This window comes from Billgrantia hypersalina, from assembly GCF_052584175.1.
In genome coordinates this window covers 442,335-454,744 of record NZ_JBMIQI010000018.1, presented here as the reverse complement: position 1 = coordinate 454,744, position 12,410 = coordinate 442,335, and the positions used below count along the sequence as shown (strand labels likewise).

Below are 12,410 nucleotides of genomic sequence, written 5' to 3'. Positions count from 1 at the left end.
CATGACGCTGACCTGGATCGACTGGGGCTTTCTCGCCGTGCTGGCCGTTTCGACCCTGGCCGGTTTCATGCGCGGTCTGGTTCGCGAAGGGCTGGGACTGGCAGCCTGGATCGTCGCGCTGTTGGCAGCGCGGCTACTCGCCGAGCCGGTAGCCGATCTGCTGTCCGGCTTGATCGACAATGCGGATGGCCGGCTGGTGCTCGCCTTCGTTCTGGTGATCCTCGGCGTGGTGCTACTGTGCGGTATTGTCATTCGCATGGTACATGCCGCCGTGGAGTGGGTCGGCATGGGGTTCTTCAATCGTGTGGCCGGCGCCTGCTTCGGAGCCGCACGAGGGGCAGCGGTGTTGGTGGTTGCCACCATCCTGATCAGCTTGACCCCACTGTCACAGCTGCAGGCGTGGCAAGGAGCGCAGCTGAGGCCGTCGTTCGAGCAGCTACGCGACTGGGCGGTCAACCAGCTCGAGGCCTGGGAAGGCCGGGTACCCCAGGCGCCCGAGGGATGGCGCAATATGTCGCTTCCCGAGCGGCGCGACGGGAGCGAGCCGGACGGCGGTACGGAGTGAACAGATTTCTTCTTGCCGGCTGCGGTCGGCACCTGTAAGCGAGGTAAGGTGGAATGTGCGGTATCGTCGGCCTACTGGCCAAGCAGACCGTGAACCAGGCGATCTATGATGCCCTGACGGTGCTCCAGCATCGCGGCCAGGATGCCGCCGGCATGATGACGTGGAACGAGGGGCGCTTCCTGCTGCGCAAGAGCAATGGCCTGGTTCGCGACGTCTTCCACACTCGCCACATGGCGCGTCTGAAGGGCAACCTGGGTATCGGTCATGTGCGTTACCCGACCGCCGGCTCATCGAGCGAGGCGGAATCGCAGCCGTTCTACGTCAACTCGCCCTACGGCATCGCGCTGGCCCACAACGGCAACCTGACCAACTCGGAGCAGATCAAGCAGGAGCTGTTCTCCTCGGACCTGCGCCACATCAATACCAGCTCCGACTCCGAGGTGCTGCTCAACGTATTCGCTCATGAGCTGGGCAAGCAGGGCCTGCACCTGGCGCCCGGCGACATCTTCGATGCGGTGCGTCGCGTGCATCGTCGCTGTCGCGGTGGCTACGCCGCCGTGGCCATCATCAATGGCGTGGGCCTGGTCGCCTTCCGCGATCCCAACGGCATACGCCCCGTCGTCTTCGGCACCCGTGACGAGGGCAACGGCCAGGAAGTGATGATTGCCTCCGAGTCGGTGGCGCTCGACGTCGGTGGCTTCGAGCTGCATCGCGACCTGGCGCCCGGCGAAGCGATCTTCGTCGACATGGAAGGCAATATCCATACCCAGCAGTGCGCCGATGCGCCGCTGCTGGCGCCGTGCATCTTCGAGCATGTCTACCTGGCGCGCCCCGATTCCATTCTCGATGGTGCCTATGTCTACGGAACGCGCATTCAGATGGGGCGCAAGCTGGGCGATCGCATTCGCAGCGAATGGCCGGAGCACGACATCGACGTGGTGATTCCGATCCCCGACACGTCGCGCACCTCGGCTCTGGAGCTTGCCCAGCATCTTGGCGTGACCTACCGGGAAGGCTTCATGAAGAACCGCTACATCGGGCGGACCTTCATCATGCCGGGCCAGACCCAGCGCAAGAAGTCGGTGCGCCAGAAGCTCAACGCCATCGGTGTGGAATTCCAGGGCAAGAACGTCCTGCTGGTGGATGATTCCATCGTGCGTGGCACGACGTGCAAGCAGATCATCCAGATGGCCCGGGAAGCGGGTGCCAACAAGGTGTATTTCGCTTCGGCGGCGCCACCGGTACGCTACCCTAACGTGTACGGCATCGACATGCCGGCAGCCTCGGAGCTGATCGCCCATGGCCGCAGCGAGGCAGAGGTAGGGGAGTTGATCGGCGCCGATCGCATCTTCTATCAGGACCTGGAGGACCTCAAGGCCGCCTGCCGTGAAGTCAATCCCAAGCTCGAACACTTCGACTGCTCGGTGTTCGATGGCAGTTACATCACCGGCGACATCGATTCCGGCTATCTCTCGGCACTCGAAGCCTCGCGCAACGATGCCGCCAAGGAGCAGCAAAGTGTAGGTGCCCACGCGCTGGTGGGCATGCACAATCAGGAAGACGACATCGACGACTGAGGGGCCACCATGCACGACGAGACGACGCCCGACACGGCTTGGGCCCTGGAGACCCTGGCGATTCGCGCCGGTCATCAGCGCACCCACGAGCAGGAGCATGGCGAGCCGATCTTCCCGACCTCCAGCTTCGTCTACGGTAGCGCTGCGGAAGCGGCACGCAAGTTCAAGGGGGAGGAGCCGGGCAACGTCTACTCTCGCTTCACCAACCCTACGGTGCGCACCTTCGAGCAACGCCTGGCGGCACTGGAAGGAGGGGAGCGCTGCGTGGCGACCAGCTCCGGCATGGCGGCAATTCTCTCGACAGTACTCGCGCTGCTGCAGGCCGGTGACGAGATCGTCGCGTCGCGCTCGCTATTCGGCTCTACCGTCAGCCTATTCGACAAGTACTTCGGCAAGCTCGGCATCACCACCCGTTATGTCGAACTCTCGGATCTGACCGCCTGGGAGGCGGCGATCACCTCCAGGACGCGGTTGCTTTTCGCCGAGACGCCTTCGAACCCACTTTCGGAAGTGGTCGATATTGCCGCGCTGGCGACAATCGCCCATCGGCATGGCACGCTGCTTGCCGTCGATAACTGCTTCCTGACACCGGCCTTGCAACAGCCGCTGGCGCTGGGGGCGGACCTGGTCATACACTCCGCGACCAAGTATCTGGATGGCCAGGGCCGGGCGGTGGGCGGTGCCGTGGTGGGACGTAACAAGGAGCTGGAGGAAGTGTTCGGGGTGGTGCGCACCTGCGGGCCTTGCCTGAGCCCGTTCAATGCCTGGCTCTTCACCAAGGGCCTCGAGACGCTGGGCCTGCGCATGCGTGCTCACTGCGAGAACGCCCAGGCGCTTGCCGAGTGGCTGCAGGGGCATCCTGCCGTGACACGAGTGTTCTATAGCGGCTTGTCCGATCATCCTCAGCATGCGCTGGCGAAACGCCAGCAGAGCGCCTTCGGCGCGGTGCTGGGTTTCGAGGTGAGAGGGGGGCGCGAGGGTGCCTGGTCAGTGATCGATGCCACGCGCATGCTGTCGATCACCGGTAACCTTGGCGACGTCAAGACCACCATTACCCATCCCGGCACCACGACACATGGACGCCTCTCCGATGCGCAGAAGGAGGCGGCCGGCATCGGCGAGAGCTTGATACGCGTCGCGGTCGGGCTCGAGGCTTTCGAGGATATACGCGACGATCTGGCGCGAGGGCTCGACGCGTTGATCTGACACTCGGCTCCGGAAGCAATGCTGCGACGAGCATCGGGGTAGAGCAGGAATTTTTACGAACGTAACATTCGGAATTTTCAGCGCGTTTTGAGGATGCGTTACGGTATGCTGCCCCCATTGGCGAAGCTCAACGGGAGCGATGAGTAATGTGGCGCAACACCCGCTCAGGCTGGGGCCTGCTCAGTATTACCCTGCATTGGGTCAGTGCCTTGGCTATCGTGGGCTTGTTCATCCTTGGTTGGTGGATGACCGGGTTGGGCTACTACGACCCCTGGTACAACCTTGCCCCCTGGTGGCACCGTTCGATCGGCATGCTCTTGCTGTTCGCGACCCTGCTGCGAATCGTCTGGCGCCTCCTGCAACCGACTCCTGTGGCGCAGGGGCGCCCGATGGAACGGCTCGCTGCCCACCTGGGTCATATCGCCCTCTATGTGCTGATGCTCGCGGTAATGGTAAGCGGCTATCTCATCTCCACGGCCCGCGGCCGCGGTATCAGCGTATTCGACTGGTTCGAGGTGCCGGCATTGGTCAGCCACTTGCCCGACCAGGCCAGTATCGCCGGCGAGATCCACTGGTACAGCGCCCTGGCGCTGCTGCTGCTGGCAGCAGGGCACTCTCTGGCTGCGCTCAAGCATCACTTCGTCGATCGCCACGATACTATCGTGCGCATGTTGAACCCGGCACGTACGCGTCGCCGCTGAACGCCCGCGCTGCAAGCGCTCAATCAAGGAGAAACACATGTTCAAGAAAGCCGCACTCGCTACTGCCCTTTGCGCCGTTTCCCTGGCCGCTACCGGTCAGGTCATGGCCGATGAATACGTGGTGGATACCGAGGGGCAGCATGCCTTCGTCCAATTCAAGATCAACCATCTCGGCTTCTCCTACATTCTCGGCAATTTCGAGGAATTCGAAGGGCGTTTCCACTACGACCCCGAGGATCTCGAGGCCGCAAGCGTGGAAATGGAGGTACAGGTGGGCAGCCTCAACACCAATCATGCTGAGCGTGACCGCCATATCCTGAGCGATGATTTCCTCAGCGCCGACGAATATCCGACTGCCACCTTCGTTTCCACCGGCTTCGAACCGGAAGGGGAGAACGAGGGCGTGCTCACCGGGGAACTGACCCTCAAGGGCGAAACCCGCGAGATCGAGATGCCGGTGACATTGATGGGAGAGGGTGACGACCCGTGGGGCAATTACCGCGCCGGCTTCGAGGGTTCGACCACGCTGACGCTGGCCGATTACGGCATCGACATGAGCGAGTTTCCTGAAGTGATGCACGAACTCGAACTCTACGTCACCTTCGAAGGCGTTCGTCAGTAAGACTGGCGAAGCTGGCTACTGCGTAGCAGAACGAACGCCCCCCCGGCCTGTGCCGGGGGGGGCGTTTGTCACGGGACACGAGCGGGGCAGGAGCTTCTCAGCGCTTAGCGGGTTTCGTTGAGTACCGCATGGGGGAAATGCCGGCGCAAAATGCGGTTCTGGAAATCGTCCACGAAGCGGCTGTTGATGATGATGATGAAGCGCTCGAACGCGGCGTTCGGGTTCTGCTGGGCGATACCGTCAATGCTGTGATACAGCCGGTCATCGTGCAAGTGAAGAATGTCGCCTTCCTGCAGGGTAGCTTCCATCAACGGCTGGTTACCGTTCCTGTCGGCATAGAGGTGATTGGCCCCGCCGCTCACGTTCTCGCGTTGCAAAACCAGTATGCTCAGCGCCTTGCATCCATCGGCGTGGATGCCTTGGCCCTGCAGGGGATCGACCTGGCCTTGGCCGCGCACGCCGGTAATTTGCATCAGAATCGGCTCATTGGGTTGAAGGTCCCACAGCTTGGCCCAAGCGCGAACGAAGGCCTTGACGTCGGCGCGCTCGAGGAACTCGGGTGTCAGAGGGTCGTAGTAGCGCAGCCGGTCGGCCATGCTTTCGGCTGCGTTGAAGGCGCCGCCCTGAGCCATGGGGCAGTGCCCCATGTCCCTGACCTCACCGGCATCATCCAATGCCAGCCATGACATGCGCTTCCAGCGGCTGTTGACGTAAGGGTCACGGGGCAGGTCGGCGGTAAAGGCCTGCCACGCCGAAAGCTCCACCTGAGAGCGTATGTCAGTCAGCGCCCAGTTCTGACGCCCCAGATCAGCGACGACGCTCGCCTCCCAGTAATGGGAGCGAGGGTCGACAGGCATGCCGGTATAGTCGTAACCATGCTTGAGGGTATCGAGTTTCATGTCGCTTTCTCCTATAGGTGGGCGGAATTGCCCTTTGCTGCCGGGGAGAACCCCGCAACGATTGAAAGTGAAAACAAATGCAACTAAATGTCAAAAAATGTTATTCGACAGTGGCCGATTCACAGCTTACTCGTGAGCCGGAGGCGGGACAGCCTGAAGAATTTGGTCAAAGGGCGTAGGAGAAATCAGACTTTGCTGTGTAGGATGTAACAAAAAGCGGCGCAAATGTTTTGCCAGGAGGCACGGAAGACGCCGTAATGCCCCCACGAGGAAAGATGTATGCGCCGCGAACAGCGCTTCAGACACTGGCTGCGCAGGCTGCTTGGTAAGCCCTTTTCGCCCCGAGCCCATGCGGAAGAGCCCGATTCCGTCGAACGCGTACGCCGACAGTACCTGGAAAGCGAGCAGCGCTTCCGAGCCCTGCTCGAAAGCCTACCCAAGGTAGCGGTCCAGGGTTACGACCGTAACAGGCGAGTCATCTACTGGAACGAGGCCAGCACGCGACTTTACGGTTACACCCCCGAGGAGGCGCTTGGCGGCTTGCTCGAAGAACTCATCATTCCCGATGCCATGCGCGAGGGCGTCATTCGGGCACACCGGGCCTGGATACGCGAAGGCGTTGAAATCCCCGCGGAAGAGTTGGAGCTCCGGCACAAGAGCGGTGAGTTGGTTCCGGTCTTTTCCCACCATGTCATGCTGCAGGAGCATACCGACGATCCCCTCATGTTCTGTGTCGACGTCGACCTCTCCGGACAGAAGCAGGCGCATCGGGATCTGGAGTTCGCGACTCGCTATGACAGGCTGACGCAGTTGCCCAACCGGTTGACCTTCGAGGCGGACCTCGACCATGTTCTCGATGGTGTCCGTCGACGCGGCATCGGCCTGGCCCTTCTCTACGTCGATATCGATCGCTTCGTCGAGATCAACGACGCCTTGGGCTACGAGCAGGGCGACCAACTCCTGATAGAGTTGACCCGGCGCTTGCGCGATCAATTGCGCTCCACCGATCTGTTGTCACGCGTATCGAGCGATGAGTTCGTCCTCGCCTTCCCCGGGTTGCATCGCGAGGAGGATGTACTGCAGATCGTCAACAAGATCCATGGCTTGTTCCGGCAACCCTTTGGTCTGGAGGGGCATGAGCGCCGTATCTCGGCCAGCATCGGTGTCAGCCTCTTTCCCGATAACGGCAGCGCGGCGCGGGAGCTGATCAGAAATGCCGATGTGGCTAAGAATCGAGCCAAGCTGGAAGGGCGTGGAAGCGTGCGTTTCTTCCACCAGCGACTGCACGACGAACTGGTACGCGAGCATCGCCTGGCCGAGAGCCTGGAACGTGCCCTGGAGGCCGGCGAGTTGACGCTTCACTACCAGCCGCAAGTATCGGTGGCCAGCGGAAGGATCGAGAATCTCGAAGCGCTGCTTCGCTGGGAGCCGCCGGGTGGGGCCGCGGTGTCCCCGTACGAGTTCATCCCGGTGGCCGAACGCTCCGGGCTGATTCATCGACTGGGCGACTGGGTCATGGAAGAGGCCTGTCGACAGAGGGCTCGATGGCGAGACGCAGGTGTGCCGCTGGAGCGCATCGATGTCAACGTATCGGGGCGGCAGCTAGCGAAACCGGATATCTTCGAGCGCTTGAACCGATGCCTGCTGCGTTACCGGCTCGGGCCCAGGGAGATCGGCATCGAGCTGACAGAGAACGTTCTGATCGAAGCCGACGAACGCATCCTGTCCGGGCTCTGGCAGCTCTACCACCAAGGGTTTCGCATCGCCATCGACGATTTCGGCACCGGTTATTCCTCGCTGAGCTATCTCAAGCGCTTCCCGGTGACGGCGCTCAAGATCGACCGTAGCTTCATACGCGATGCGCCAGGGGAACCGAAGGACAGGGCCATCATGGAGGCTGCGGTATTCATCGGCCATCGGCTGGGACTCGAGGTCGTGGCGGAGGGTGTCGAGGATCGTGATCAGCTCGAATTGATTCGCGAGATGAAATGCGACCTTGTGCAAGGCTACTTCTTCTACCGCCCGCTGCCGGCAGAAAAGACAGAGCGCGTTCTGCTGGGGCTGGTCAGCAGCCCCGGCGATCTGCAAGGCTGAGCCTGTAAGACCTTTCGCGTAGAATGCAGCTCCCTGACATTCGACGGAGTTGTCCTGATGCCACCTGCCACCGCCGCAGCTTCCCTGGGGCTGACGCTCTGGCGTCAGACCTGGCCGATGGCCATTGGGGTATTGGCCCTGCTGGGCTTCCAACTGGTGGACAGCGCTTTTGTGGCACGCCTGGGCACGGCGCCTTTGGCCGCGCAGTCGTTCACCTTTCCCTTGACCTTTCTCATCATCGGCGTGCAAGTGGGGTTGGGTATTGCTATCGCCGCCTTGATTTCGCGCGCGTTGGGGGCCGGTGAGGCGGCGCGGGCGCGCCGCCTCGGGTCGCTGGTATTAATGTTGGGCAGCGTCGCGATTGCCTTGCTCGCCCTCCTGCTGTGGTGGGCCCAAGGGCCGATTTTCTCCCGCCTGGGTGCCGATACGGCAACGCTGGAATTGATTCGCGACTACTGGGCTCCGCAGCTCTTGGCAGCGTGGCTTGGCGCGGTGCTCTATTTCCTCTATAGCCTGTTTCGCGCCCACGGCGATACCCGCCTTCCCGGCAAGTTGATGGTGATCACCAGTCTCGTCAACCTGGCGCTCGATCCGCTGTTGATCTTTGGCTTCGGGCCTTGGCCAGGTCTGGGGTTGCCAGGGGCGGCCTGGGCTACTGCGATCGCCTTTTCGAGTGGTCTGCTCCTGGTGGTCAGACGCCTGAGGCAGAACGACTGGCTGGCGCGCCATGGGTTGAGCCAGGAACTAGCCGCCTCGGCGCGCCCTCTGGCGAGTATTGCCGGGCCGGCCATGCTCAGCCAGCTGATGCCTCCGCTGGCAGCGATGTTGGCGGTGTCGATAGTGGCCGGGTTGGGCGAGTCGGCGGTCGCCGCCTGGGGGCTTGCGAGTCGCCTGGAGACGCTGGCGCTGGTCGTGGTGTTGGCGATGACCATGTCGCTGCCCCCCTGGTTGGGGCGTTGCTATGGTGCCGGTGACTGGGAGCAGGTCCGGCAATTGATGCGCCTGGCGCTAAGGACCGTGGTGGCATGGCAGCTCGGTCTAGGGCTGATGCTCGCCGTGTTCTCGCCTTGGGTTTCTCAACTGCTGGCGGGCAGCCCGGACGTACGCGACGACCTGACGATCCTCATCCGCTTGCTTTTGCCCAGCTATGCGGCGCTTGGCGTCTGCATGCTGGTGGTTTCCGCTGGCAACGCCCTGGGCTGGCCGCTGCGCGCCATGCTGCTATCGGCAGCGAGGCTGTTTGTGTGTTATCTGCCTTGCCTGGGGCTCGGCGCATGGCTCGGCGAACTGCCGGGTCTGGCACTGGGGGCGGCGCTGGGTAATGTGCTGGCCGGTTGGGTTGCCTGGAGGCTGTTGCGAAGAACGCTACCGCGAGAGGGCTCAGGCGGACGCCGTGGATCGGAACTTTTACCTGACGAGCGAACCTGACGTTTTTTCCGCTGTCAGGTATAGAACGTAGTGGTTCGACCGGGTCGGGCCATGAAAGCAACTCTTAAGGAATGGAGTAGGACATGAAGTTGACCAAGTTCCTGGCAGCGCTCGCTTTCACTCTGGGTTTTGCCGGTGCTGCAACGGCACAGGAGCAGATGCAGGCGCCTCAGGGCGACCAGGTGGATCAGCTGGACCAACTGCTCGACCTGGACGAGAACCAGCAGCAGGAAATTCGCAGCCTGCTGGACGAGGCCGAGCGTGAACTTGCGCCCAAGGAGCAGGAGGCTCAGGCACTCCAGGCACGTCTCGGCGATCATGTGGGGCCGGATTACGACGAGAATGCGATTCGTCAGGATGCCGCTCGGCTCGGCGACCTGACCGGTGAGATCACTGCCGAGTCCGTCTTGCTGCAGTCTCGCATCGAGTCGGTCTTCACCGACGAACAGCGTCAGCGCCTGGATGAGGCAATCTCCCAGCAGCAACAGCAGATGCAGGACCTGCAGGATCAGATGCAACAGCAAGAAGGACAGCCTGCCCAGCCCGCTCAGTAAGCGCTAGGTAGGCTTCGTGGCGGCTCCCATACGGGAGCCGCTTCTTTTTTGTTCCCAAAGGTCGCCTGTTGGCGCTCGGCAAAAGGCCCTGTCCAGTGGACAGGGCCTTTGCGTGAGAGTATCGAAGGACGTCTGCACTCATCCATGGGTCAGCATGCGCTTGTTTTGCAGCTGGACGGGGAAGTGCCTCAGTCAGCTGCGGGAGGCTGTGTCGCTGGCGCCGGGCGTGATGCGCCTGCATAAGGCGCAGCCAGTTTCTCCTGCTGCCAGGCGAAATAGAGAAATAGTGCACCCATCACCAGATATCCGAGCGTGAAGTCCCAGGCCGCGTTGAAGGCGAGTTCCGGCGCATGCATCAGGCCGACGAAGGAGAAGCCGGCGGCGACAGCGGCGAAAGCCGCAGCTCGGCGGAACTGGTGGTCGATGACTGCGACGGTCATGGCACCAATGAAGATGGCCATGAACATGGCCCCTTGGCCCATGGCGACGATGCCTCCCGATATGTCTGCCACCACCTCGCCGGCGCCCCGATTGAAGCGCGTCATGACGTAGTTGGCGAAGTAGGGCAGCATGGCCAGCGCCACGGCCGGGTAGTAGCGGGTGTCGTTGCTCTGGAAGGCGGTCGCGATCATCGACATGCCGACGAAGACCAGGATGGGTGCGACGACCGATACCGGAATGATGGCCGCCAACGCGGCGATCAGGCCGAACATGGTGGCCAGGGCATAGACGGCACCGTTGAGGATACTGTAGCCGCGGCCGGCACCCATCCATTTCGCTCCCACCGTGGCAATATAGACCGTAGTGGGGAAGACGCCGCCGAATAGCGCGCCAAGCATGGTACCCGCACCGTCGACGGCCTGGCATTCGCGCACGTCGTACTTGTCGCCCGCGGCTTCCATCGCCTCGACGTTGTTCATGGTTTCGATGGCGTTGTACAGCGTGATCGGCAGCACCACGGTGAGTACCGCCAGCATTCCCGTGAACAGCAGTCCGAGGCCCTCGAACCAGGCCAGGTTGGGCAGCAGGGGATAGAACCCGAGGTGGGTGAAGGCATCGCTGAAGCGCTCGCCGCCGGCATCGCCGATCAGGTATGCCATGGCGGTGCCGATGACGATGGCGAACAGCGATGTGGGCAGGCGGAACGGCATCGCCACGCGTGCCACCAGTCCGACGATGATAATAGCCAGCACCAGGAGGCCGATGACCGGCATCTCCATGGTCTTGAACAGCATCTCACCGGCGATGAAAGTCAGTGCCACGCCGGCCACGGCTCCGAGCATGGCGGCACGTGGCAGATGATACTGAACCCAGCGGCCGACCAGGCTTACCGCGGCCTCGATGGCACCGCTGATGAAACAGGCCGCGACGGCAACCTTCCATGCCAGCTCGGCATCGCCAGTGAGCTGTTTCGCGGGCAACAGTACACCGAACAGGAAGACGAACATGACCGGAGTGGAAATACCGTACGAAAGGGCGGTGACGTCCGCGCGGTTCTCCCTGCGCGCCAGGCGAGCCGCACTCCATGCGTAATAGAAATTTCCCACCATCACCGCAACGGCGGCGCCGGGTAAGACCTGGCCGTAGACGATGGATGCCGGAAAACCCATGCCCAGCATGGTGATGGCGATGATGACGAAGTTCGCGATATTGTTTTGAAACAGGGCGAAGAAGGCGTCGGTATCCTCCTTCTTGTACCACGGGTAGTGCACAGGGGAAGCCGCCATGTTGAGCCTCTTGTGTTGTCGGGTTGTATACAAGGCAGAGCCAGTTTGGGGCCAATCTGACTGAATGGTCAAGGCTGCCTTTGTCTTAGTTCTGGCTGATCAGGGTCAACGTGAGGTGACGGAGCACAGCGGATTTTCTAGCCCGAGTCTGGGACAATTCGCGCATCGTTCACATTGGGGGCTTCGGTCCGTATAGCAAGAGGGAATGTCGATGGACTCAGAGCAGAGCTGTATTGTCCGCCATTTCAACTATTATTACCCCTTGTCGCGTGAGGATAGAGAGTTGCTGACGGCGCTGGAAGACAGCTCCACGCCGGTCAGGGCGGGAACCGTGCTGTGGGAAGAGCGTGACGCTGCTCAAGAGTTCTGTACCCTCAAGAGTGGCTGGGCCTTTTCGTATCGAAATCTCGAAAACGGGACGCGACAGATTCTGGAAATTTACCTACCGGGCGACATCATCGGCTTGCGCGAGTTCGCCTTCTCGGAGCGCCTGGCCGGTGTGCAGATGGTCGAGGATGGGGAGGCCTGCTTCTTTCCGCACAGCCATCTTATCGACATTTTTCGGCGCTCGTTTACCCTTACCTCGATTTTGTTTGCCATCGCCAGCCGCCAGCAAGTGCTGATCACGGAACGTTTGGTCAATCTGGCACGCCGCAATGCCCGTCAGAAGCTGGCTCACTTCCTGCTGGAAATGTTCCAGCGTATCAAGCAGAACGAGGCCAACGGCAGCGAGAGCATCCGCTTGCCCTTGTCACAGGAGGTGCTGGCCGACCTGCTGGGGCTAAGCCCCGTGCATGTTAGTCGTACCTTCAGTGCCTTGAGCGATGATGGTCTGGTCTTTCGGGATCGACACAAGGTCATGCTGCCTGACCTGGAGGCGCTCAAGGAGGAGGCCGGGTTCGACGACCGCTATCTGATCGAGAACATACGACCACTTTTCAACGGTTTGGGAGTCTGATGTGCGTCTGGCCAAGCCCCCCGAGAATTAACGGACCTGCATGAACAACATGCCCCGGTAGAACCGGGGCATGGGACCT

At 61.7% G+C, this 12,410-nt stretch carries 11 protein-coding genes; 9 read left to right on the top strand and 2 right to left on the bottom strand.

Features of this window, described 5'->3' with window-relative positions:
- Position 1 precedes the first annotated feature (1 nt).
- From ACOJCM_RS16650 to ACOJCM_RS16630, 5 genes are all read left to right on the top strand, one after another.
- The gene (locus ACOJCM_RS16650; protein WP_445213189.1) at positions 2 to 565 is read left to right on the top strand and encodes a CvpA family protein; all 564 of its coding nucleotides are present in this window, start codon (positions 2 to 4) and stop codon (positions 563 to 565) included.
- Between the two features lie 53 nt (positions 566 to 618).
- Positions 619 to 2,142 (top strand): amidophosphoribosyltransferase, encoded by a 1,524-nt coding sequence (gene purF, locus ACOJCM_RS16645; protein ID WP_445213188.1) that lies wholly within the window; start codon positions 619 to 621, stop codon positions 2,140 to 2,142.
- A gap of 9 nt (positions 2,143 to 2,151) precedes the next feature.
- Positions 2,152 to 3,348, top strand: coding sequence for an O-succinylhomoserine sulfhydrylase (locus ACOJCM_RS16640; protein WP_445213187.1), 1,197 nt, complete (start codon positions 2,152 to 2,154; stop codon positions 3,346 to 3,348).
- A gap of 146 nt (positions 3,349 to 3,494) precedes the next feature.
- Entirely contained in the window at positions 3,495 to 4,049 is a 555-nt protein-coding gene (locus tag ACOJCM_RS16635; protein WP_445213186.1) for a cytochrome b, read from the top strand.
- A 37-nt stretch (positions 4,050 to 4,086) separates the two neighbouring features.
- A complete protein-coding gene (locus tag ACOJCM_RS16630) occupies positions 4,087 to 4,671 on the top strand; it encodes a YceI family protein (RefSeq protein WP_445213185.1) in 585 nt (194 codons plus the stop codon).
- A gap of 104 nt (positions 4,672 to 4,775) precedes the next feature.
- Here ACOJCM_RS16630 and ACOJCM_RS16625 read toward each other — a convergent pair whose 3' ends face one another.
- A complete protein-coding gene (locus tag ACOJCM_RS16625) occupies positions 4,776 to 5,570 on the bottom strand; it encodes a 2OG-Fe dioxygenase family protein (RefSeq protein ID WP_445213184.1) in 795 nt (264 codons plus the stop codon).
- Between the two features lie 279 nt (positions 5,571 to 5,849).
- On the opposite strand from ACOJCM_RS16625, the gene ACOJCM_RS16620 reads away from it, so the two are divergent.
- From ACOJCM_RS16620 to ACOJCM_RS16610, 3 genes are all read left to right on the top strand, one after another.
- Positions 5,850 to 7,664: a putative bifunctional diguanylate cyclase/phosphodiesterase gene (locus ACOJCM_RS16620; RefSeq protein ID WP_445213183.1), complete on the top strand. Its 1,815-nt coding sequence runs from the start codon at positions 5,850 to 5,852 to the stop codon at positions 7,662 to 7,664.
- A gap of 57 nt (positions 7,665 to 7,721) precedes the next feature.
- Complete coding sequence (locus ACOJCM_RS16615) at positions 7,722 to 9,092, top strand: MATE family efflux transporter (RefSeq protein ID WP_445213182.1); 1,371 nt, start codon at positions 7,722 to 7,724, stop codon at positions 9,090 to 9,092.
- Between the two features lie 83 nt (positions 9,093 to 9,175).
- Entirely contained in the window at positions 9,176 to 9,646 is a 471-nt protein-coding gene (locus ACOJCM_RS16610; protein WP_445213181.1) for a Spy/CpxP family protein refolding chaperone, read from the top strand.
- 188 nt (positions 9,647 to 9,834) lie between these two features.
- On the opposite strand, the gene ACOJCM_RS16605 is transcribed toward ACOJCM_RS16610, so the two are convergent.
- Complete coding sequence (locus ACOJCM_RS16605) at positions 9,835 to 11,373, bottom strand: NCS2 family permease (RefSeq protein WP_445213180.1); 1,539 nt, start codon at positions 11,371 to 11,373, stop codon at positions 9,835 to 9,837.
- 211 nt (positions 11,374 to 11,584) lie between these two features.
- Between ACOJCM_RS16605 and ACOJCM_RS16600 the strand changes: the two genes are divergently transcribed.
- Positions 11,585 to 12,331: a Crp/Fnr family transcriptional regulator gene (locus tag ACOJCM_RS16600; RefSeq protein ID WP_445213179.1), complete on the top strand. Its 747-nt coding sequence runs from the start codon at positions 11,585 to 11,587 to the stop codon at positions 12,329 to 12,331.
- The last annotated feature ends 79 nt before the right edge of the window (positions 12,332 to 12,410 follow it).